Origin of the sequence: Polynucleobacter sp., assembly GCF_040400325.1 — a bacterium.
GTDB lineage: Bacteria > Pseudomonadota > Gammaproteobacteria > Burkholderiales > Burkholderiaceae > Polynucleobacter.
Window position 1 is genome coordinate 1 of record NZ_JBBAQK010000002.1, and the last position, 22,328, is coordinate 22,328.

Genomic DNA, 22,328 nt, shown 5'->3' on the forward strand with positions numbered 1-22,328 from the left:
CTATAACCATGAACGGCCCCATAGTGCACTCGGTTACAGGCCACCAGCACCCCAAACCCAAGTACCCCAAATAATACAAAATCAACCCATGTTGCTGCAATGATTTACTATAGAAAAACTCTCTTTGGTAGTGGACCTAAATTGACAGCAGTTCAAAGAACCGAGTAGCGAGCTTAGATGACTCAGTAGTATTTTCAATGGAGTTTGAAAATATCAAGCCAGCCTATATGCGTAAGAAAGTAACGCAGGGCAGAAATTCAGATTCACAGAAGTAAAAAACTAACAATTCTGATTTAGGGGCGGGGAAGGTGAAAGCCTTTCCCACACCCAATTCATCCTTAATCTCTAGGCTTTAATTACTTAAAGCTCTACGCTGAATCTTTCTACATAAGGAGGATTCAGTTTGCGAGTTTCTATTGAGTGCTGCCACAAGCAATTACAACTATTTAGAATTTCCCTAGACGCAAGAACTGTCCTGGTCTTGCTCTTTATTTGGATGATTTGGGGGGTCCTGAGAGTGCTACGGATTCTATAATTAAGCTTCAGAAATCCAATTCCAAATCAATTCAATTTGGAATTGGATGTTCATTTATAAACTGTCGTAAAGATTTATCAATACGTGTTTGCCAGCCATTACCGGTAGCCTTAAATTTTTCTAGAACATCAGGCGATAGCCTAATAGTCGTTACAACCTTCTTTGCCGTTTTTTGTGGTCCACGTACACCGAGCTTTTTTAACAAGGAAGGGGGCAACACTTCTATTGCTGGCTTAAATAGCGCCATGTCTTCGCGAGTTAGCTCCCTAACTTCGCCTTCTTCATTAATTAGTGGTAATTTTTTGTTCATAATCTAGCCCCTCCCTTTTGTTGGCTTTGCGAAAACTAATGACTCGAATGCCTAGGTCAGTTTCCGAGAAGCACATTACGTGCAAGCGTTTATCAAGATAACCAATTGCTACATATCTGCGCTCGGGGTAATTCTTACGAACATCCTCTTTAAAAACAGCGCTATCCTATTTGAATTCGGCGACCCTAGTAAAGGGCAGTTGTCGTTCCGAGATGTTAAGTGCGTTTTTTGAGGGGTCAAAAGTGATTTTCACCAAGCAAATTATACTTACAATAAATCATACAACAATTATATTGTAAATACAATTAAATTACTTTTAACACTTATGTATCTTTAATTTGAAGAAATTAGAACTACATCAATAAGTAGCCTAAAAAGCTACTATAGTTGCCAATAAAGCAACATTAATGTAATATATTGTCTATGACAACACTCTCATCCGTTCTCTTTACAGACTATCGCAGTCGCGTGTTGGGTTTACTTCTGCTCCATCCTGAGCGTACCTACTATTTACGCGAAATTGCACGACTTACATCAACCATACCCGGCACACTAAAACGTGAACTCGATAAGTTGTTGGAAGTAGGTTTGTTAACTGTTAAAAAAGTAGGCAATCAAAATCATTACCAGGCAAATCGAGAGTGTCCTATCTATGAAGACCTCGCTAATGTTTTACGAAAGACAAGTGGCTTAGTTGATGTATTGATGAGTGGCTTATTACCTTTAAGTGAAAAAATACAAAGTGCATTTGTATTTGGATCAGTAGCAAGAGGTAATGTAAATGCTAAAAGTGATATTGATCTAATGTTGATTGGAGAGCTCACTTATGCAGAAGTAGTCTCTCAAATGCATCCATTGCAAGAGCAGTTGGGAAGAGAAATTTACCCCAAGATTTTTACAGTTAAAGAGTGGCAGAAGTTGATGCAAGATAATGGAGCCTTCGTCCATGATGTATTGAGTAAAACAAAACTCTTCATCATTGGAAATGAACAACAACTCCAAATTCATGAGGCTTCCCATCAATCTAAAAAACTTAATCGGAATCAGTCTTGATTCAATAGAACTCAATAACTTAATGATTCAAAGGCTACTAGAAGCCGCCCAATCAAGCTTACAAGATGCCAAACTCAATACCCTGAGTAATGAAAGCCGTTTTGATTTGGCTTATAAGGCCATTATGCAATTGGCCAATGCTGCATTACAGGCGAAGGGCTATCGAGTGCTCACTAGTAAGCAAGGACATCAACAGCTGATGATTCAGGCATCACCTTTAACGGTAGGTCTAGATAACACTACCGTTATTTTATTAGACTAACTGCGTAAGCAAAGAAATGCGATCGACTATTCAGGGGATATTGTTTCTGATGCATTGACGTCTGATGTAATTACACAGGCTGAAACTTTATTAAAGCTTGTTCAGAAAAGCATCATCCAGATATGAGTGCAGGTAATTTAAACCCTGAATGGCATGATCCTGATGATGCCCCTGAAATAACGGCAGAAGATTTAAAGCGTGGTGTATGGGCTATCGATGGAAAGATAGTTTCTGAGAATGAAGGAAGGGCTGCCTTTACTAGGAAATTACAAGAGCATAGAAGGGGGACAAAAAGCAAAAAGCCCTTATTAATAAGGGCTTAGCGCATCAATCAGATCACGTCGATCTGTAGGTAAATATTTGCATTTAGAAAGAATAGGTTAGCTTAATCCCATACTCGTTAGTTGTATTGGCAGGCTCCATAACACTATAGGTATAGCCTCTTCCGCCAGCGACAAAACTACCTGTATTGGTTTGTGAGTCTTGGATGTTCCAATACTTATAGTACGGGCCAAATCCCCAATTGTCTTGCTTATAGAGAATGGTTAGATTAACCCCGTAACCAGAATTTTGGGCATTATTTTGATTGCCTATATAGGGATTTACTGATCCTAATCCGCTATATTGATTGCCAGACATTAAATAATTATATTCAAGTATGGTTTCAATTTTCGCTTTGTTATCGTTCACAGCAAAGCGATGTATTGCGCCAATCGGAATGTAGTTGTAGGTACTTTGTCTATCGTAACCCTTGGCGCCAGTTGATGTTGTAGTGCCGCCAAGAGATTGATCTAAGAAGCGATATCCCAGTCCGATATAGGGCGAGATCACAAAGCCATCAAAAGCAAAATCATATCCAACCGCTGCTTTAAGGTTGTAGTAGTACTGCGGGATGCCGCTTGCCGTTCCAGAGCCACTATAGCTAACAGGGCCGTTGTTGTAGTCAAACTCGCCCAAGATATACCAGTTATTCTTAAAAGCGTAAGTTCCTAAATACTCAATGCCAACGTTGGTGGCATCCATCTTGACATTTAAACTAGGCTCTTCATACGAATAGCTTGAGACTGTTAAGCCGATTTGATTGGTAGTTTGTGTTTTTAGCGCATCAGATTTTGATTGTGCCTTGACTGGCAGACTAGAAAAAGTAGCTACACCTGCTAATACTAAAAGACTAGTTAATTTTTTCATTCAAACCCCCTGTTAATGATGATTTAAGTATTGATGCTTCTACTTTTTAAAACAAGTTAAATCGAAACCTAAATTTATGCATATTAAGAATGCATAGTTTTATTATTTTAAGATATCAATTGCACCAGAATCTAATAAACCATCAACCAAATGAATCAATTTATCTGTTGCTTTCACAATTCGATGGCGCTTGTCATGAACGCCATTTGTTAAAACTATCCAACCATCATCAATCAGAAGATTGATATGCTTTCTAGTATTCAGAGTACTTCTGATCGATCCAGTACACAATTCTTTGATGGTGAGATTCCTGTCCTGTATATGCGCCTTTAAAACATCAAGTATCAAATCATATGTAATTAAGGAATGACCGGAGTAGAGTTGCTGATTGAGTATTTCCCGTAGCTCAATAAGTTTGTCGATGTTTTTACCGTGCACTTTTCTCATCCGTATAGGTATAAAGACTGTTTATAAAAAAATCTATAAAAGAAATAGAATGAAAGTTAAGTCATTAACTATGCATAGTTAGGTTATCTATTTCCCATCGGCTTTCTGGGTCTGAGTAGATTAATTAGTTAACAGCTCATAAATTGAGCTTAACTAAAACAAGTTCAAATATTTATAGCTACTGTGTTTTTGTACAGTAGATACTGATCAAAATTAAATGTAATGCTGCTATCAAAACTTAGACAAGAAAGATAAGGTGAGGATTAAGTCTTCTTTCTTGATTAGATTTTTGAATTAACGACGAGATGGTGATTTTGTATTTACTTATAGTAAAAATAGTTTGTCTTTAAATAATCTTTTAATAAGACATGACAAGCTTCATATCCTCAAGGACTATTTGCGACCTAGGCCGCTCTCATCAATAACTGCCATAGATGAGGGTCCTTGTTTTCGGTATCACTCTTAGAGTGATAGGTTATGGGGCCCATAAAAACAAGAAAAGAGTGGACGAGCCTGACCCCCGGCACTGGCAGAAATTGGGTTTGGCTGCTCCGTTCCCGACCTGACCAGGTTATCCAACCCACCATGCGGGGAGGCCCGTCCAATTCCATTTTAGCTTGTTAGAATGGATGACATGACAGCACTAGCATTGGCCCGCTCCTGGCGCCCCAAAACCTTCGCAGAATTGCTCGGTCAAGACCATGTGGTCAAGGCTTTAAGTCATGCCTTGGATCAAGGCCGTTTGCACCATGCGTGGCTCTTTACTGGCACTCGTGGAGTCGGTAAGACCACGATTGCTCGCATTATGGCTAAAGCGCTCAACTGTACTGGTGAAGATGGCAAAGGTGGTATGACCTCACAGCCTTGCGGTAAATGCCCAGCTTGTATCGGCATTGATCAAGGACGTTTTGTTGACTATGTAGAGATGGACGCTGCTAGTAATCGCGGTATTGATGATATTCGCGACTTGCTTGAGAAGGCTGCTTATGCACCTGCTAATGCACGCTACAAGGTATACATGATTGACGAGGTGCATATGCTAAGTCCACCAGCATTTAATGCCTTGCTTAAAACCCTAGAAGAGCCACCAGAGCACATCAAATTCATTCTGGCGACGACTGATCCCCAAAAGATTCCTGTGACGATTTTGTCTCGTTGCTTGCAGTTCAACCTCAAGCAAATGCCAGTGGCACTGATTGTTGAGCATTTAGAAAAAGTCCTTGCCGCTGAAAAGGTAGCATACGAACTCAATGCATTACGTGTTCTTGCAAAGGCTGCACAAGGTTCGATGCGTGACGCTTTATCACTAACTGATCAAGCAATTGCTTATGCAGCAGGAAAAGTAAGTGAAGAATCGGTGCGCGGCATGCTCGGTACACTAGATGATGCTTATCTGATTCGGATTCTGGATTGCTTAATAGCAAAAGATGGCGCCAGTCTCTTAGCAGTTGCTAATGAGATGGGTGAGCGCAGCATGTCTTTCTCATTAGCCTTGCAAGATTTATCTAGTTTGTTACAAAAGATTGCTGCAGCTCAAGTAGTTCCTGAGTCAGTATTAGATGATTGGCCTGAAGCGGCTGAGATCCGTCGCTTAGTAACACAACTGACAAAAGAAGAAGCGCAGCTTTTCTATCAAATTACGATTACCAGTCGCCCTGACCTATCGCTTGCACCAGATGAGCAAACCGGCTTTGCGATGACCTTATTACGCATGCTTGCTTTTCGCCCCGGTGGTTCAGGTGGCTCAGCAGCACCGTCTGCACCGCCTGTAGCGAGCGCCCGCCCAGCAGCCACTCCTGTATCTAAACCCTTGCCTGCGCCAGTAACGAAGGCTGCATCAGCTTCAGCACCAGCAAGTACAGCTGTTGCTGCAGAGCGTCCAGATTGGCATGCCTTAATGCGTCAGTTGCCAGTAAAAGGAATGGTGCAGCAGTTAGCATTTCAGACAGAGTTGCAAGATTGGGTAGATTCAGTCTCTGGTGTCAAAGCCACCATCGTGACACCGATGCCTCAATTGGCCTCTGATGCTTCTATTGCCCGTTTAGCAGATGCGCTGACTGCTCACTTTGGTAAACCAGTAAAGATCGTGATTGAAAAAGGTCAGGTTGAGGGTAAAACAGTTGCAAAGGTTGATGCGCAGATTCATCAAGAAAAGCGGATGAATGCTGAGCAAATGATTGCAGCCGATCCTTTTATTCAGCAGTTACAAAAAGAGTTTGGTGCCACAGTAGTCGGCGGCTCTGTAAAACCTCTGTAGTTTTATTTAATAAATTATTTCAATTGATTCATAGTCATTAAGGAAAAAATACGATGATGAAAGGTGGACTTGCTGGCCTCATGAAACAGGCGCAGCAGATGCAAGAAAAGATGAAAGTAGCGCAAGAGCAATTAGCTGCGCTTGAAGTTACAGGTCAAGCCGCAGGTGGCTTAGTCAAAGTAACCATCTCTGGCAAATACGAACTCAAGCGTGTACAAATTGATCCAGATGCAATGGATGATCGTGAGATGTTAGAAGATCTGATCGTCACTGCCTATACCGAGGCATTTAAGCAAGTAGAAGCGGCTAGTGGGCAAATGATGTCAGGTGCTACCGCTGGTATGCCAATGCCCCCTGGCTTTAAGTTACCTTTCTAAAGATACCAATCTAATGGCACGTCAGGAAGCACCACAAGATGCACTCGGTCGTCTGATCGAAGCATTGCGAGTACTGCCGGGGGTAGGGCCTAAGTCTGCACAGCGTATGGCGTTTTATCTACTGCAGCATGACCGTAATGGAGCTGCCGTACTTGCCCAATCTTTAGGCGAAGCAGTTGAAACTGTGGGCCACTGTGCCCGTTGTAATACTTTTTCAGAAACACAAATCTGTATTACCTGTTCAGACGATCGTCGTGACCCATCCTTACTGTGCATTGTTGAGACGCCAGCTGATCAAGTGATGGTCGAGCAAACACTTAGCTTTAAGGGTAACTATTTTGTATTGATGGGGCGTATCTCACCCTTAGATGGCATGGGCCCCAATGAAATTCATTTCGATCGCCTACTAGCTCGTATTGAAACTCCCGATACGGGCGTAGCTATTCGGGAGGTAGTACTAGCGACAAACTTCACTAGCGAAGGCGAGGCCACTGCCCATTACATTGGTGAAGTGCTCAAAGTGAAGGGTATCAAAGTCACCAGAATTGCCAGAGGTATACCAGTCGGAGGCGAACTAGAGTACGTCGATGCTGGTACCTTAGCCAGAGCGCTGATGGATCGCCGTTAGTTCCTAATATCTAGTAATCCAAAAAGGTTGCAATATGCAACTTTTTGTGTTAAATTAGCACCTATTCAAGGGGGGCTAAATCATGTCTATTGCTATTAAGTTATCTGATCGCTTGGTGGAGGATGCCAAGCCTTATGCGCAGGCAATGCACCGCTCCGTTCCCAGGCAAATTGAATACTGGGCTCGGTTGGGTAAAGTAGCAGAAGAGAACCCTGATTTACCGGTTCAAATGCTTCAGGATATGCTGGTAAGTATTGAAGAAGTTAAGGCTGGAAACCTTAAGCTGTATAAATTTGGATGATCGTTTCAACCACTCCTCGATTCGATCGATCAATTAAAAAAATATCACCTGCCGAGAAAAAGTCTCTTGATAGCGCGGTGAAGTCTATCATTGCCAATCCATTTAAAGGTGAAATGAAAAAAGGTGACCTATCAGGTATTCAGGTCATTAAATTTAGATATCTTCAGCAGCAAATGCTATTGGCTTACTCGGTAAGTCTAGATGGAAGTCAACTCGTGTTGACGGGATATGGAGTCCATGAAAACTTCTATCGCGATTTGAAACGCTAGGATCGGCATTAACGAGACTATTGACTACTTTTTATTAAAATGTAGTCTTAATGCGATTGCAAATTTATTTTAGGATTAAGTGGAGAAGGGTGATGGCTATTTCAGATGCCTATGTAAGTGCCAAGATCGATATGGCTACTAAAAATCGAGCATCGGATGTCCTTGAGGCGATCGGTTTGACCATTTCCGATGCAATACGATTACTAATGTTGCAAATTGCAGATGAGAAGCAACTGCCCTTTACGGTTAAGGTGCCTAATGCCACAACCAAAAAAGCAATTGCTGAGCTTGAGTCTGGAGGAGGCAAGCGTTTTAAAACAAGGAAAGCATTAATGGCGGATTTGCATGCGGATGCTTGAAAGATCCCTGGTATTTAAAAGAAACTTCAAGGGTATGCATACAAATTTAAGATAAAAAAAGCATTTGCTTAAGTTGTTTTGAGGCAATCTTCCGCCCAATTCGTCACTAATTCGACATAAAGACTAGGTAAACAATTCTTTTTTGGGGATAATTTAGCTTGCGCTACCCTTGGGCTTCAATCTCAAGCTGTGAGCTGCCAGTTTTTCTCTATCGGCCTGTTGCCATGTAATTGTTGGTAACCCAATCAGAAATCGTGAATGACCCGCAAGATATATCTAACTCTCCTGCTGAGCATTATTTGCACTTTACTTAGTGCCTATGCGTTCGCGCAGAGGGCAGGGTCGGGCGCTGACCAAATTGCTAGCTTCGCATCGCCGATTGATGGTCTTCCTACAGAAAGCGATTTATGGGGCTTACCAGTAAATCTCCATGGCCAATCAACTTATATTAATCAGCGTTACAACAACTTCAACTCTGCTTATTCTGGTGAAAATAGTTTGTCGGCCATCAATTCGATGAGCTACACCTGGTCTGGAACTTTATTTTTTGGTGCACGTGTGGCGCCAAACACCGATGTGTACTTTAACCCTGAAGTAATCTCTGGGGTAGCATTTTCTGGTTTGGTAGGTTTGGGCGGATTTACCAACGGCGAAGGAACTAAAGCGAGTGGTGCGCAGGCGAAGTTTTATTCTGCACGCGCATTTGTACGTCAAACTATTAATCAAGAGGGCGATAAAGTTCTCTTAGAAAATGAAGCCAATCAAATTACCCAAACTGTTAGTAGTAATCGTGTAATCATAACAGGCGGCCAATTTTCTACACTAGATATCTTTGATGACAGTCGCTATGCCAAAGATCCCCGAATTCAGTTTATGAACTGGGGCAATATGACATATCTAGCGTATGACTATGCTGCTAATGCGCGTGGTTATAGCTGGGGCTTGGCGGGGGAATGGTATTTGGATCATTGGGTGATGCGTGCATCGCGGATGCTGGCTCCCAAAAATCCGAATGGCCGTGATTTGAACTGGCAAATTTTTAATGCCTATGGTGATCAAGCAGAAATTGAACGTCAGCACCATATTGGGAAGTTACCAGGAAAGGTGAGCGTACTGGCTTACCGCAACAAAATGATTTTGGCTCGCTTTCAGGATGCGACCAATTACGTCAATGCTAATAATGCCCAAGGCACGCAAGCTATTAATAATGTCCGAACTAACTATCAATATAAGACGGGTATTGGAATTCATGGGGAGCAAGCCTTGACCCATGACTTGGGAATTTATGGCCGCGCATTTACCTCTGATGGTCACACCGAGACCATGTCTTTTACTGAGGCAGATAACTCTATCTCTGTTGGACTAGGTATGAATGGCACAAGCTGGAGTCGTCCTAGTGACAGTATTGGTATTTCGATGATGCAAAACGGATTGTCTAATAATCGTAAAAATTATTTACAAGCAGGCGGCGTTTCCTATTTCATTGGTGATTATGCGGGACCAGGTAAGGCCATTAGTTATCGCCCTGAGCGCATTGCAGAGCTTTACTACAATGCTGCAGTTGTTAAAAATGTCTTAGCTGGTTTGAACTTTCAGTACATCAGCAATCCTGCTTATAACTCTGCCCGCGGACCAGTCAGCATCCTTTCCTTTAGGATTCATGCTGAGTTTTAAGTTATTTGATGACTTGAAGTTTCATTATTATCGTTAGAATCAATGAGATAGGTATTGTCGATAATTCGACTTTTATCTTTTCTACCCTATAATCTTCAGATCTCCCTGTAATGGGTATTGGAATGATCATAAACAGTATCAGGGGCTATAAAAACAGCTTTTGACTGATTTAGAGGTAGCAGCATTTGTTGATTCTTAACCAACGCAAAATGAGTACTGTAAGAGCTTTCAAAAGGATGGCCAAACTGGCAATCACTACTTTTGTTTTTAGCGCCTATTGTTTTCCAGTATTGGCACAAACAGGTGAGCAGAGCTCTAGCTCTGGAACAGTTCGAGTTCAGCCTGATCAAAGCAATCCACTAGGCATGCCTCCTACTATTGGGGCAAAGACTGCTGGCAACCAATCTAACAAGCAAATAGAGTCATTGCTGCCAGTCGATTCAGCTAATACTCCTAAAATTTATACCAAGGCAGCTTCTACGGGTCCTTCAGAGATGGACCTGCGTCAACTCTGGAATGAGCTCAAATTAAATAATCCGCAGTTAGCTTCCTTACGCGAATCTTATTTATCTGCCAAGGCGACCGTTCCTCAAATTGCAGCACCTGCAAATCCACAAGTAGGTTTCGTATGGTCAGGTATGCCGTCAAACTCACCATTGGCACTTGGGGGTGCTAATGCACCAACTACTCAGTACCCTGGCGGGATTAGCAATAACAATTCTATTTCTATAGCGCAACCCTTTCAGTTTCCAGGAAAGAGAAGTTTGGCTTCTGACATTGCCAATACCAATGCAGAAGCGCTATTAGCGCAAAGTGAGGCAAGCTATTTACAGTTAGGCGCGCAACTCTCATCTCTGTTCTTTAGCGCTTTAGCCTCGCAAAAGCAATTGCAGGTTTTAAAAGAATCCGTGATTCGCCTAGAAATGACTAAGAACGTAGCAAAAGCCCGTTATTCCAATAACTCCGCTGCTTATGTGGAATATCTCAATGCGCAAGTAGCGCAAAGTGCAGCACAAGCTGATCAATTTAATGCCGAGCGCCAGTTAGACGTAGCCATTAAAAGCATTAATACCTTGGTGGGGCGTCACGCCAGAGAAAAATTAATCTTGCGTGCAGATGTCCGTCGTGCCATAAGTAATGTACCCACCTTATTGGAGCTTGAAGATTACGCAGAGACGAGTCACCCGACTCTCAAGAGCTCTGCATTGCAACTCGAGGCAGCTCGCAAAGGTGTTGATTTAGCTAAGAAAGCCTATTTGCCAGATTTTCAGGTGATTGGATCTTCATATACTCCGCGTGGACCATTCGCATCGAATAACAGCACGATGTTTTATCAACTAGAGTTCGACCTCATTATTCCTTTATATTTCTTTACCAAAGAAAGATATGGAGTAGAGCAGGCGCAGCGGAGTCAAGCGGCCGCTGAGGCTGGCAATATTTCTTATCGTCAGCAAATTGTCTTGGGTGTTAACACGGCCTATGCTGTTTATGAGCAGGCCAAAAATCAAACCCAGTTTTTGAGAGACCGCCAAGTTCCCCAGGCAGAGGCGGCCTACAGAGTGGGCCTCACTCAATACTCAAATAATGGCCAAGGATTTAATGATTTATTGACTGCGCAGACACAATTGCGTAACTTAGAGATTGCTTTGGCGCAAGCTGAGAGTAATCTCATGCAAGCCCAGGCGGTTTTGTATGTTTCTGCAGGCAAAGAGCCTTTTTAAGGAGCAGTGTTGATTAATAAGATTCTGACGCAAATGAAGCGCTTTTATGAAAAGCTAAAGCCCCATTTGCATAATGGCGTGCATCATGGCTCACGCCATTCAAAAATTGCTCTTGCAGGCCTTGCTGGTTTGTATTGGAATCTCAGCCCAACAAATCGTAATCGTGTTCGTTTGTTGGCAGTTGCTTTTGCTATTCTCTCACTGGGCATCGTATTGGGCCGGGTGACTAACGTTAACCGTATGGTCAAAATTGAGGCTTCTGATAAAGCACTTAAAGTTGAGAAGAGTGGCATTGTTGAGCTTAATCTTCCAGGTATCAAACTCAACCCTGAAATTTATATCTTTCAATCGGCTGTAAAAGTTCAAGTACCCATTGATATTAAGGTCCCCGGAAGAATTGCCTTTAATGCAGAAAAATCTAAAGTATTGTCAGCGCGCGCGCCAGGTAGGGTCGAGCGTATTTATGCCTTCGAAGGCGCTCAAGTCAATGTTGGGTCTCCTGTCGTAGAGCTCTATAGCCCTGAATTTATATCTGCTCAGCAAGAATATTTACTGTCATCCAAAATTTCTAAGGTCTTCGTTTCGAATAAGGCCATGACTGATTTGTTAGACGATGCACATTTCACACAGGATGCCGCGGCTAACCGCATGCGAAATCTTGGAGCTAGTGATAGTGATATTAAGGCTATTGAAAGTTCAGGCAAGACTCAGCCCAATTTAGTTATGCGCTCACCTTTAAAGGGTGTAGTGGTCAAACGTAATGTAGAGCCAGGTACAGCAGTCAATTCAGGTGATGTGATCGCAACCTTGGCTGATCCTAAGCAACTATGGTTCTTGGGCAATATCTTTGAGCAAGACTTTAGGATGATTAAGCCTGGCCAGAAAATTATTTTACGTCTGGAGGCTTATCCTGATAAAGAGTTTGTCGCTTATGCCAATTACATTGCGCCAGCGGTCGATCCACAAACGCGCACTTTATTAATTCGTGCTGATGTAGAAAATACAGATAATCTCTTGCGACCAGATATGTTCGTTTCTGGACTATTGACAACAGGAACTGCCGATGCCATCGTAGTGCCACAAACTGCCATTGTCCGTATTCGCGAAGCGCGATTTGCCATCATTAGAGTTGGACCTGAAACCTTTAGGCGCATTCAAGTTAAAGGCTATGACTTAAATAGTAAGACTTTTGCCATTACTGAAGGCATTGAACCAGGCTGGCAGATATTGGCTGAAGGTGCGGTTCTTCTGAACGATCGTTTTGCCAAGCAGGAGGACTAAGTGAGCATTTTGACCTCCTTTATTCGCGGGGTTATTGAGAAGCGAGTGATTGTTATATTCGCTTCAATTGTTTTGCTCGGCTTAGGCATGTTCAGTTTGAGCAAGTTGCCGATTCAGCCATATCCTGGCGTTGCACCACTGACTATCCAGGCGATTTCTCAGTGGCCCGGCCGAAGCACTACGGAAGTGGAGCAACAAGTCACGATTCCAGTAGAAAATGCCTTAGCCGGTATTCCTGGTTTACAAGCTTTTCGTTCGGTATCGCTATTTGGTTTATCGGTCGTCACTTTAAAATTTAATGACACTACCGATCCCTTCAAGGCACGTCAAATCTTTATTACTAGTTTGGGAAAAGTGGATTTTCCTCCTGGGGTCAACTCGAGTATCAGCCCAGATTCTGATGCAACTGGCGAGATCATGCGCTATGAAGTACGCTCTGATTACGCTTCATCAAGACGACTCAAAACCTTACAAAACTATGAGATCTATAAGGAGCTCAAACAAACTCCTGGTGTAGCAGATGTTTCCTCTTTTGGCGGCGGGGTTCGTCAATATCAAGTGATTGTCAGCCCTGAAAGCTTGCAGGCTAAGGGCATCACCATCAACCAGATGATTGCTGCTCTGACTAATGCCAATAGCAATACTGGCGGTGGACTTTTGCCTAGTGGTGAGCAGCAGTTTGTAGTGCGCGGTGTTGGTCTTTTAAAAAATATCGAGGATATTAAACAAGTCGTCATCACTCTCAATGGTGGTGTTCCCATTCGGATTGGCGATGTCGCAAAAGTACAAATTGGAAATGCGCCACGTTTAGGTATGTTCCAATTTAATGAGAACGCCGACTCAGTTGAAGGGATTGTGTATTTACGTCGCGGTGAGAATGCGACAGAAGTATTGGCGCGCGTTCACAATACTGTCAATAATATTAATAAACATGTGCTTCCTCCTGGCATCGAAATAAAGCCTTTCTATGACCGTCAGGTATTACTCGATATTACGATTGGAACGGTTAAGCACACACTATTTTTTGGTATCTCATTAGTGCTTGGGGTGTTGTTTATTTTCCTGGGTAATCTGCGTGCTGCTGCAGTAGTAGCTGCGGTCATTCCTTTAGCACTTTGCGTCTCTTTTATTCAGATGCACTTATGGAGCGTGCCAGCAAACTTGATTTCTCTGGGCGCAATTGACTTTGGTGTAATTGTGGATTCAGCGGTGATCCTGACAGAAAACGTCATGCGTCATTTAGAGGAGGGTGGTAAGCGCTTAAACCAAAGCATTATTCAGGCTACCAGCGAAGTTCAGCGCGCAATGATTTATTCAACGGCCATTATCATCGTTGCCTATTCCCCATTATTTTTTATGGGTGGCGTAGAAGGCATTATTTTTAAACCGATGGCCTTTACGATGGGCTTTGCCTTAATCGCTGCCATGGTTTTAAGCCTGACCTTCTTGCCCGCGATGGTTTCTTTGGTCTTTGGTGAAAGTCTTACGCATAAGCCACCTTCATTTATAACCAAGATTCTCAATGGTTATAAACCTTTGCTCAGAAGATGGATGGATCGCCCATTAACAGTCTTCTCAGTAGCCGTATTTGTACTTGGGCTAACGCTACTGAGCATGACCCGTTTAGGAACTGCCTTCTTACCAACTTTAGAAGAAAACAATATTTGGTTACGCGTCACCTTGCCTAATACGGTAGATCTTGATTACTCCGTGAAGGTGGCAAATCAACTACGAGAAACCTTTATTAAGCAACCTGACATTGATAAGGTTGCCGTACAAATTGGACGCCCTGATGATGGTACTGATTCAACCGGAGTATTTAACCAGGAATATGGTTTGTATTTAAAGAGTCCTGACAAGATGCCTTCCGGTGTAACTAAGAAGGATTTGATTGCGCATCTAGAGACCGAGTTAAATAAGATCCCTGGTATCACTTATAGCTTCTCGCAATATATTCAAGATAACGTGAACGAAGCTTTATCAGGAGTGAAAGGTGAAAATTCTGTCAAGATTTACGGTACCGATCTTGAAGTGCTAGATCAAAAGGCGCATGAAGTCCTTGCCCAACTCAAAAAAGTCCGGGGTGTTGCTGATGAAGGTATTTTGAAAGAGCTGGGCCAGCCAACCTTGAATATTCAAATTGATCGCGACAGAGCTGCTCGCTATGGTATTAATGTTAATGATGTACAGACACTGGTAGCAAATGCTATTGGTGGAACTGCGGTTACTAGCCTGCTTGAGGACGAGAAGACTTTTGGTATTGCTATTCGCTTAAATGAAGGTAGTCGTAATGATGTGGCCGATGTCAGCCGTTTATTAGTAGATGCACCTGATGGTAAGGCCATTCCTTTATCGATGGTTGCTACGGTGCAGCTGTCCGATGGCCCATTCTTTATTTATCGTGAAGCTGGTAAAAGGTATATTGCAATTAAATTTAGCGTACGTAATCGCGATTTGGGTAGTGCCGTCGAGGATGCGCAATTTTTGGTTGAGAAAAATATCACTTTGCCTCCAAATTATTCGATTAGCTGGGATGGTCAGTTCAATCAGATGAAGCAAGCACAGAAGAAGCTGATGCTGATTGTGCCTTTAGCTTTATTGGGTATTTTCCTATTGCTAGTCAGCGCCTTTGGTAACTTCCGAGATGCCTTCATTGTGATGATTAATGTCCCATTTGCTGCGATTGGCGGAGTGATTGCTTTGCACTTAGCGGGGGAGACCTTAAGTATTTCAGCCTTCTTTGGTTTTTTATCGCTCTTTGGTATTGCAATCCAAGACGGGGTCATTCTCATTTCTTTTATTAATAAAGCAAGCGCTGATGAGCATAGCAAGATGAAAGATGTCATGGTGGAAGGAGCCGCATTACGTGTTCGCCCTGTTCTGATGACTGCCATGCTTTCGGGCTTAGGACTCTTGCCTGCTGCCTTATCTCAATCGATTGGCTCAGAAGCACAGCGTCCATTAGCACTCGTGATTGTTGGCGGTATGGTGACTACAACGATTTTGACTCTTTTGGTATTGCCGGTGATTTATGGCTGGTTTAGAGGGCGCGCCTTAACTCGAGCAAGTAATATTTAATTAACCGAAAGTGTATCGAAGTTATGAGTATTCATCAGCCCCATATCTTGGTTTCTAATGATGATGGCTATCTAGCCCCTGGCCTCTTGGCTTTAGTCGAAGCTGTTCGTCCATTGGGGCGCATCACTGTGATTGCTCCTGAGCAAAATCATAGTGGAGCCTCTAATTCATTAACACTATCTAGGCCTCTATCGATTCACCGTGTGGCTGGTGGTGAGCGCGATGGCTTCTTTTTTATCAATGGCACCCCAACGGACTGCGTGCACGTAGCGATGACCGGCTTCTTGGAACAAAAGCCTGACTTGGTCATCTCAGGCATCAATCAAGGTGAGAATATGGGCGAGGATGTTTTATATTCTGGTACCGTAGCCGCCGCCGTAGAAGGCGTGATGTTCGGCGTCCCCGGAATTGCATTTTCACAAATTGACCGAGGCTGGAATCGGATTGATGATGCTGCCAAAGCCGCGCATGATGTAGTGGCGCAAATGCTAGTCTCCAATTTAGCTAGCCCACAATTAGCACGTCAGGATGGCACCGCTACATTACTCAATGTCAATATTCCCAATCGTCCTTATGCTGAGCTCTATCGCTGGCGTGTAACGCGCCTGGGTAATCGCCATCATTCTCAACCAGTGGTAGTGCAAGATAGTCCGCGCGGTGACAAGATCTATTGGATCGGTGCAGCAGGGCATGTCAAAGATAACTCTGAGGGAACTGACTTTCATGCGATTGATGAGGGCTGTATCTCCATTACGCCCATGCAATTAGACTTAACGCACCATGCTCGTTTAGCAGCGATGCGTGCTAATGGCTGGGATCGCGGTTGAAGGCTCCAACAGAACGTTTTGCTGCTTATCGACAAGCATTAGCAGCAAAAGTTCATGCAGGCGGTATCAAGCACGGTAAGACTTTAGAGGCTCTTGCGACAGTGCCGCGTCATGCCTTTATGGATGCAGGATTGCATGCGCAAGCGTATGAAGACTCGGCACTTCCGATTGGTCATCAACAAACTATCTCCAAGCCTTCGGTAGTGGCGCGGATGATTGAGTTACTCCATAAGCCGAGACAAAAGTTGGGCAAGGTACTCGAAATCGGCACTGGGTGTGGATATCAGGCGGCGGTTCTGAGCTTGTTAGCCGAAGAGGTGTATTCGATTGAGCGCATTCGTCCTTTGCACGATATGGCCCGTGCAAAATTACGACCATTTCGGATCAAAAATCTGCGCTTAATTTATGGTGATGGTATTTTGGGCTTGCCGCAAGCTGCTCCATTTGACGGCATTATTTTGGCAGCTGCGGGATTGGGTATTCCTGATGCCTTGCTTGATCAATTGGCTATTGGGGGTCGTTTAGTTGCTCCAGTGGCTAAAAATCAAAAAGAGCAGCAGCTTGTTTTAGTAGAGAGGATGAGTTCTCAGCGCTATCAAAGAACTGTTCTAGACGAGGTCTTTTTTGTACCCTTACAATCAGGGGTAGTATGAAGATCCTATTTCCTCCAATGACTAAGTTTTTACCTAAAGCTTGTTTTTTAGTGCTTGTAGGTGCTGCTGTTGCTCTAACAGTTGGGTGCGCTACACCGCGTACTAAGCCTGCTAGTGTTACAGATCGTAGTGCTACTACTACCGCTAGTACTAGCCCCAGCACTAGCGTATCCGAATCAACTCCTCCGGGCTACTATCGCGTTAAACGGGGTGATACTTTAGCGCGCATTGCCTTAGATCATGGTCAGGCACCGCGTGATGTCGCCTCTTGGAATAGCGCAGCTAATCCCGGTTTTAATCCCAATATTATTGAGATCGATGATCTGATCTTGATCAAGCCACCAGCTGGTGCTAAATCAAGCAAACCCATGGAAGTGAAAGTGATTCCTGCGGATAAGCCAGATGCAGCCAAAGTAGACAGTAGCATACTACCAGTCACCAAAGCAGAGGTAGTGGCAGAGCCTGGCATACGCTTATCTTGGCCGGCTAAGGGAAAAGTGACTGAGGAGTTTACTGATAAAAATAAAGGCATTGATATTGCCGGTAAAGTCGGTGAACCTGTGCAAGCAGCCTCTGATGGCAATGTGGTTTATGCGGGCAACAGCCTAAGAGGTTATGGCAATTTAATCATTATTAAACATGACAATACCTATCTCACAGCCTACGCACATAACAGTAAGCTTCTGGTAAAAGAGGGTGACAATGTTCGCAAGGGTCAGAAGATTGCCGAAATGGGTGATACCGATACCAATTCACCCAAATTACACTTTGAGTTACGTGTAAACGGTAAGCCAGTTAATCCAACACCTTACTTGCAGTAAGCAGCTATGGCCACTGTGCTTGTTTTTGATATTGAGACCATTCCAGATGTCGCTGGTCTTCGTCGTCTAGAAGATTATCCAGCTAGTATGAGTGATGCGCAGGTTGCTGCTGCAGTAATGGCAGAGCGTGCGGCTAAAACCGGTAGCGAATTTTTACCGCTCTTCTTACAAAAGATCGTCGCTATTTCATGCGTTATTCGCAGAACAACCAAAGAGGGTGCGCCTCAAATTAAGGTGGGCACCCTTGGGACGCCACAAGACGATGAAAAGATATTGGTGCAAGCCTTTTTTGATTTGATCGAAAAATATACGCCCCAACTGGTTTCTTGGAATGGCAGTGGCTTTGACTTACCAGTGCTGCACTATCGCGCTTTAGTGAATCATATTCAGGCGCCACGTTATTGGGAGATGGGTGAGAGTCAAGAGGCCGATAGTCGTGACTTTAAGTGGAACAATTACATTAGTCGTTATCACATGCGCCATCTCGATGTGATGGATCTGTTAGCAAAATTTAATGGCAGGGCGAATGCACCGCTAGATGGTTTAGCAAAGCTCTGTGGCTTTTCGGGGAAGATGGGCATGGACGGTAGTCAAGTTTGGCCAGCTTATCAAGAAGGCAAAATTAATGATATTCGTCGTTATTGCGAAACTGATGTCGTCAATACCTATCTGATGTACTGTCGTTTTCAATTGCTGAGAGGTGGATTTACATTAGATGAGTATCAAGAAGAAGTTGCCTTTGTAAAAGCCTATCTTGAAAAAGAGGCAAAAGAACCTAACGGTGGTCAATGGCAAGAATATCTTCAAGGATTCTCTACGGATGCGTAGAGGGCAGAAGCCAGTCAATATTGTGGTGACTGAGGTAGTAGAAATTGAATCATTAGACCTAGACGCACAAGGCATCGCTCGCTTAGCCCCTAATGAAGCAGAAGCAGCCCTAGGGCAAAGCGGAAAAGTGATTTTTATCCGAGGTGCTCTGCCTACCGAAAAAGTGACTTATGTCATCACTCAAGACAAAGCCCGTTTTAGTAAAGCGAAGGTTTTAGAGATTCTAAAGCCAGCCGTATTTAGGGCGGAACCCCAATGTCAGTTTTTTGGAATCTGTGGTGGCTGCACCATGCAGCACTTAGATATTCGCGCACAAATTGCAATGAAGCAACGTGTTTTAGAAGATGATTTAGAGCACATTGCTCAGTTAAAGCCATTAGAAGTTTTACGCCCTATGGGCGGCCCCGCTTGGGAATATCGTCAGCGTGCACGCTTAAGCGTAGTGAACCGCTCAATCAAAAAAGGTACTGTACTGATTGGTTTTCATGAAGGTAAGAGTGGCTATGTTGCTGATATGACGGCCTGTGAGATATTGCCAAAGCATGTCTCCGATCTGCTTCCTAAACTTCGTCAGTTGGTAATGGCTCTTTCGATTGTGGATCGTATGCCTCAAATTGAAGTAGCAGTGGGTGAGCCAGAGGATCCTCTTTCAGATGACCCCAAAAAATCCAAACCAGTCACTGCCCTAGTATTTCGAAATTTAATGCCCTTAACTCCTGCTGATGAGCAACTGTTGCGAAACTTTGCAGATCTACATCAGGTTTGGATTTGGTTACAACCCAAGGGGATTGAAACGGTAGCGCCTTTTTATCCAGAGAGTGGCAAGCTTTGTTATCGCCTGCCTGAGTTTGATATTGAGATGCCATTTAAGCCGGCTGATTTTACGCAAGTCAATCATCTGATGAATCGTGCACTCGTGAGTAGGGCGATACGCTTACTTGAGGTAAGACCTAGCGATCGAGTGCTTGATCTCTTTTGCGGAATTGGAAATTTCACATTAGCACTTGCCAGAAAAGCAAAGCAAGTTTTGGGAATTGAGGGTTTAGCGAGCTTAACAACGCGTGCGGAGGAAAATGCTCAACATAATGGGCTTGACAATCAAGTTAACTTTATACAAAGTGATCTTTTTGAAGTAACAACCGAAACCATTACCTCTTGGGGAAAGGCAGAGCGCTGGTTGATGGATCCACCGCGTGAGGGTGCCATGCAAATTTGTCAGGCGCTAGCAGATTTACATTCCCAATCAAGCCCATTAATTCCCGAGCGCATTGTTTATGTATCGTGCAATCCTAAAACTTTAGCCAGAGACGCTGAGATTTTATGCCATCATGCAGGCTTCGTTTTGAGTAGTGTAGGCATCGTCAATATGTTTCCCCACACCTCCCACGTGGAGTCGATGGCTGTTTTTGACAGAATCAAGCCGTCAATTCACTAGCATCACCCCAATATTCTGGATTGTGTGATAAAAAACAGTAGTAATCTCTTTTCATTTCACACAAAGGAATTTTATGAAATCAATCCTTGCCCTTGCTCTTGGCTTAGGGCTCAGCTTCCATGTCAATGCCCAAGGTATTCCCACTTTGGCAAAGGTTTATAGCGGAAATACGACTGAAACTTCTATTAATGCCTCTAAAAAGAATCCTAAGACACAGAATCATAATGTAACAGCGACTTTGACGGTCATCAAACAAGATGGTCCGCATGTTGAGTTCATCTATCAAAATCCAAACTACAAAGCCTATGAAATCGGCACCATTTCTCCGGATGGGAAAAAGTTGCAGATTGCATACAAGGGCGGCTCAGGTGTCTATGACATTAGTGATAACAAGTTGGCCGGCTGTGGTGCGGGTCGAGTAAATGAAGGTCCATTTGCCCAATGGGTTAATACTTATTACGCATGGTGTGATGATCTGACCGCGAAGTAATAATTGAAAAGTAGAAAAGTAGAAAAGTAGAAACGAAAAAAGGCGCCTAGGCGCCTTTTATTCATTGAGTTCTAAGACCTGATTAATTAGTCTTTATTGCCACCAAAAATACCTAAGAGAGCGAGCAAGTTGGTGAAGACGTTGTACACATCTAAGTAGATCGCTAGGGTAGCCATCACGTAGTTTGTTTCACCACCATTAATGACGCGCTGCACGTCGACCAAGATGAAAGCTGAGAAGATCGCAATCGCCAAAATCATCACAGTCAACATCAATGCTGGTAACTGCAACCAGATGTTAGCCAAAGAAGCGACGATCAAGAGCAGTACTCCAACCATCAACCATTTACCCATGCCGGCAAAGTCAGTCTTGCTCACTGTAGCAATCGTTGCCATGGTGGCAAAAATCGCTGCTGTGCCGCCGAATGAAAGCATTACTAGTGTTGCACCATTGCTGTAACTGTTCAGGGTGTAGCCAACCAAGCGGGAAAGCATGAGCCCCATGAAGAAAGTAAAGCCCAAGAGGAGTAGGACACCTAAACCGGTATCCTTGTTTTTCTCGATAGCCCAAAAGAAACCGAAGGCAATTGCCAAAAACAAAATGAATCCCATGAATGGGCTTTGTGCCATGAAGTTAAAGCCCATTGCAATGCCAAGCCACGCTCCAATCACAGTTGGAACCATAGATAGCGCCAAGAGGGCATAGGTATTTCTAAGTACGCGGTTACGTACCTGCATACTGCTAATTGAGCTGGTCTGGCCAAAGCCGTAAGAGTTTAGATCACTCATATTGACTCCTTCTTTATCGTTATTACAAGAGCCCATATAGGGCCATTAACTGTAAGTATAGACAAAATGGGTGAATTTCAAGTGTCTAGTTAAAAAGATTACAAATTATAGGGTTATGCCCTGTAAATTCAATGGCTTAGCCCTACTTATATAGGGGTAAATAGGGTCGGGCAAGGTATAATTCGGGGGTCGTCGAAATAGGGTGGGGGTGTAGACTATTTTTCCTCTCAATTGAGGCTTATTTCACAAAAATCTTTGAAATCACTATTGGAGTATTGAATGGCAATTGAACGCACACTATCTATTATCAAACCTGATGCTGTCGCTAAAAACGTTATCGGCAAAATCTATGATCGTTTTGAATCTGCCGGTTTGAAGATTATCGCGTCCAAAATGGCGCATCTTTCGCAATCGGAAGCGGAGCAGTTCTATAGCGTTCATAAAGATCGTCCTTTCTTCAAAGATTTGGTGAGTTTTATGATTTCTGGCCCAGTCATGATTCAAGTATTACAAGGTGAAGGCGCAATTGCTAAAAACCGCGATTTGATGGGCGCGACTGATCCTAAGAAGGCAGACAAAGGCACTATCCGTGCTGACTTTGCTGACAGCATTGATGCAAACGCAGTTCATGGTTCTGATGCGCCTGAAACTGCTGCAGCGGAAGTGGCTTTTTTCTTCCCTGGCATGAATGTTTTCAATCGTTAATCAACCCCTGTTTATTCATAAGTAGGCGCATTGACCTCCCC

At 43.5% G+C, this 22,328-nt stretch carries 23 protein-coding genes, 1 other RNA gene and 2 pseudogenes; 20 read left to right on the forward strand and 6 right to left on the reverse strand.

Annotated elements, in window-relative coordinates; all coding sequences use genetic code 11:
* Positions 1-566 precede the first annotated feature (566 nt).
* Positions 567-845: a BrnA antitoxin family protein gene (locus tag ABWP14_RS02735; protein WP_353201454.1), complete on the reverse strand. Its 279-nt coding sequence runs from the start codon at positions 843-845 to the stop codon at positions 567-569.
* Positions 820-993: pseudogene (locus ABWP14_RS02740) on the reverse strand (BrnT family toxin); the annotation flags it as partial. The gene ABWP14_RS02735 and the pseudogene ABWP14_RS02740, both read right to left, overlap by 26 nt.
* Positions 994-1,268: 275 nt before the next feature.
* Between ABWP14_RS02740 and ABWP14_RS02745 the strand changes: the two are divergent.
* The 3 genes from ABWP14_RS02745 (at position 1,269) to ABWP14_RS02755 (ending at position 2,483) form a co-directional block, all read left to right on the forward strand.
* Entirely contained in the window at positions 1,269-1,898 is a 630-nt protein-coding gene (locus ABWP14_RS02745) for a nucleotidyltransferase domain-containing protein (protein ID WP_353201455.1), read from the forward strand.
* Positions 1,899-1,920: 22 nt separating this feature from the next.
* Positions 1,921-2,160: a hypothetical protein gene (locus tag ABWP14_RS02750; protein ID WP_353201456.1), complete on the forward strand. Its 240-nt coding sequence runs from the start codon at positions 1,921-1,923 to the stop codon at positions 2,158-2,160.
* Positions 2,161-2,282: 122 nt separating this feature from the next.
* Positions 2,283-2,483: a hypothetical protein gene (locus ABWP14_RS02755; RefSeq protein ID WP_353201457.1), complete on the forward strand. Its 201-nt coding sequence runs from the start codon at positions 2,283-2,285 to the stop codon at positions 2,481-2,483.
* A 43-nt stretch (positions 2,484-2,526) separates the two neighbouring features.
* Here the strand turns inward: ABWP14_RS02755 and ABWP14_RS02760 are convergent, their stop codons facing one another.
* From ABWP14_RS02760 to ffs, 3 genes are all read right to left on the reverse strand, one after another.
* A complete protein-coding gene (locus ABWP14_RS02760) occupies positions 2,527-3,348 on the reverse strand; it encodes a hypothetical protein (RefSeq protein WP_353201458.1) in 822 nt (273 codons plus the stop codon).
* 102 nt (positions 3,349-3,450) lie between these two features.
* A complete protein-coding gene (locus tag ABWP14_RS02765; RefSeq protein ID WP_353201459.1) occupies positions 3,451-3,795 on the reverse strand; it encodes a hypothetical protein in 345 nt (114 codons plus the stop codon).
* A gap of 503 nt (positions 3,796-4,298) precedes the next feature.
* An RNA gene (ffs, locus tag ABWP14_RS02770) (signal recognition particle sRNA small type) lies at positions 4,299-4,397 on the reverse strand.
* Between the two features lie 32 nt (positions 4,398-4,429).
* Here ffs and dnaX point away from each other — a divergent pair.
* From dnaX to ABWP14_RS02850, 16 genes and pseudogenes are all read left to right on the forward strand, one after another.
* Entirely contained in the window at positions 4,430-6,052 is a 1,623-nt protein-coding gene (dnaX, locus tag ABWP14_RS02775; protein WP_353201460.1) for a DNA polymerase III subunit gamma/tau, read from the forward strand.
* A 53-nt stretch (positions 6,053-6,105) separates the two neighbouring features.
* The gene (locus ABWP14_RS02780; RefSeq protein WP_353201461.1) at positions 6,106-6,429 is read left to right on the forward strand and encodes a YbaB/EbfC family nucleoid-associated protein; all 324 of its coding nucleotides are present in this window, start codon (positions 6,106-6,108) and stop codon (positions 6,427-6,429) included.
* Between the two features lie 13 nt (positions 6,430-6,442).
* A complete protein-coding gene (gene recR / locus ABWP14_RS02785) occupies positions 6,443-7,057 on the forward strand; it encodes a recombination mediator RecR (protein WP_353201462.1) in 615 nt (204 codons plus the stop codon).
* Positions 7,058-7,139: 82 nt separating this feature from the next.
* Entirely contained in the window at positions 7,140-7,358 is a 219-nt protein-coding gene (locus tag ABWP14_RS02790) for a TA system antitoxin ParD family protein (RefSeq protein ID WP_353201463.1), read from the forward strand.
* Positions 7,355-7,627 (forward strand): type II toxin-antitoxin system RelE/ParE family toxin, encoded by a 273-nt coding sequence (locus ABWP14_RS02795; RefSeq protein WP_353201464.1) that lies wholly within the window; start codon positions 7,355-7,357, stop codon positions 7,625-7,627. The genes ABWP14_RS02790 and ABWP14_RS02795 overlap by 4 nt, the downstream gene beginning before the upstream one ends.
* Positions 7,628-7,719: 92 nt before the next feature.
* Positions 7,720-7,986, forward strand: coding sequence for a type II toxin-antitoxin system RelB/DinJ family antitoxin (locus ABWP14_RS02800; protein WP_502930132.1), 267 nt, complete (start codon positions 7,720-7,722; stop codon positions 7,984-7,986).
* Positions 7,987-8,244: 258 nt separating this feature from the next.
* The gene (locus ABWP14_RS02805; RefSeq protein ID WP_353201466.1) at positions 8,245-9,660 is read left to right on the forward strand and encodes a carbohydrate porin; all 1,416 of its coding nucleotides are present in this window, start codon (positions 8,245-8,247) and stop codon (positions 9,658-9,660) included.
* Positions 9,661-9,869: 209 nt separating this feature from the next.
* Positions 9,870-11,381 carry a TolC family protein gene (locus ABWP14_RS02810; RefSeq protein WP_353201467.1) on the forward strand — a complete coding sequence of 504 codons (1,512 nt, stop codon included), beginning with the start codon at positions 9,870-9,872 and terminating at the stop codon, positions 11,379-11,381.
* 6 nt (positions 11,382-11,387) lie between these two features.
* Positions 11,388-12,662 carry an efflux RND transporter periplasmic adaptor subunit gene (locus ABWP14_RS02815; RefSeq protein WP_353201468.1) on the forward strand — a complete coding sequence of 425 codons (1,275 nt, stop codon included), beginning with the start codon at positions 11,388-11,390 and terminating at the stop codon, positions 12,660-12,662.
* Between the two features lie 6 nt (positions 12,663-12,668).
* The gene (locus ABWP14_RS02820) at positions 12,669-15,740 is read left to right on the forward strand and encodes an efflux RND transporter permease subunit (RefSeq protein WP_353201621.1); all 3,072 of its coding nucleotides are present in this window, start codon (positions 12,669-12,671) and stop codon (positions 15,738-15,740) included.
* Positions 15,741-15,763: 23 nt separating this feature from the next.
* The gene (gene surE, locus ABWP14_RS02825; protein WP_353201469.1) at positions 15,764-16,567 is read left to right on the forward strand and encodes a 5'/3'-nucleotidase SurE; all 804 of its coding nucleotides are present in this window, start codon (positions 15,764-15,766) and stop codon (positions 16,565-16,567) included.
* Between the two features lie 29 nt (positions 16,568-16,596).
* Positions 16,597-17,220: pseudogene (locus ABWP14_RS02830) on the forward strand (protein-L-isoaspartate(D-aspartate) O-methyltransferase); the annotation flags it as partial.
* 17 nt (positions 17,221-17,237) lie between these two features.
* A complete protein-coding gene (locus ABWP14_RS02835) occupies positions 17,238-18,041 on the forward strand; it encodes a peptidoglycan DD-metalloendopeptidase family protein (protein WP_353201470.1) in 804 nt (267 codons plus the stop codon).
* A gap of 6 nt (positions 18,042-18,047) precedes the next feature.
* On the forward strand, positions 18,048-18,869 hold the full coding sequence (locus ABWP14_RS02840; protein ID WP_353201471.1) for a 3'-5' exonuclease: 822 nt from the start codon (positions 18,048-18,050) through the stop codon (positions 18,867-18,869).
* On the forward strand, positions 18,862-20,304 hold the full coding sequence (gene rlmD, locus ABWP14_RS02845; protein WP_353201472.1) for a 23S rRNA (uracil(1939)-C(5))-methyltransferase RlmD: 1,443 nt from the start codon (positions 18,862-18,864) through the stop codon (positions 20,302-20,304). The genes ABWP14_RS02840 and rlmD overlap by 8 nt, the downstream gene beginning before the upstream one ends.
* A 73-nt stretch (positions 20,305-20,377) precedes the next feature.
* Positions 20,378-20,794 (forward strand): hypothetical protein, encoded by a 417-nt coding sequence (locus tag ABWP14_RS02850; RefSeq protein ID WP_353201473.1) that lies wholly within the window; start codon positions 20,378-20,380, stop codon positions 20,792-20,794.
* A gap of 86 nt (positions 20,795-20,880) precedes the next feature.
* On the opposite strand, the gene ABWP14_RS02855 is transcribed toward ABWP14_RS02850, so the two are convergent.
* A complete protein-coding gene (locus ABWP14_RS02855; RefSeq protein WP_353201474.1) occupies positions 20,881-21,582 on the reverse strand; it encodes a Bax inhibitor-1 family protein in 702 nt (233 codons plus the stop codon).
* Positions 21,583-21,861: 279 nt separating this feature from the next.
* On the opposite strand from ABWP14_RS02855, the gene ndk reads away from it, so the two are divergent.
* A complete protein-coding gene (gene ndk, locus ABWP14_RS02860; RefSeq protein ID WP_353201475.1) occupies positions 21,862-22,287 on the forward strand; it encodes a nucleoside-diphosphate kinase in 426 nt (141 codons plus the stop codon).
* The last annotated feature ends 41 nt before the right edge of the window (positions 22,288-22,328 follow it).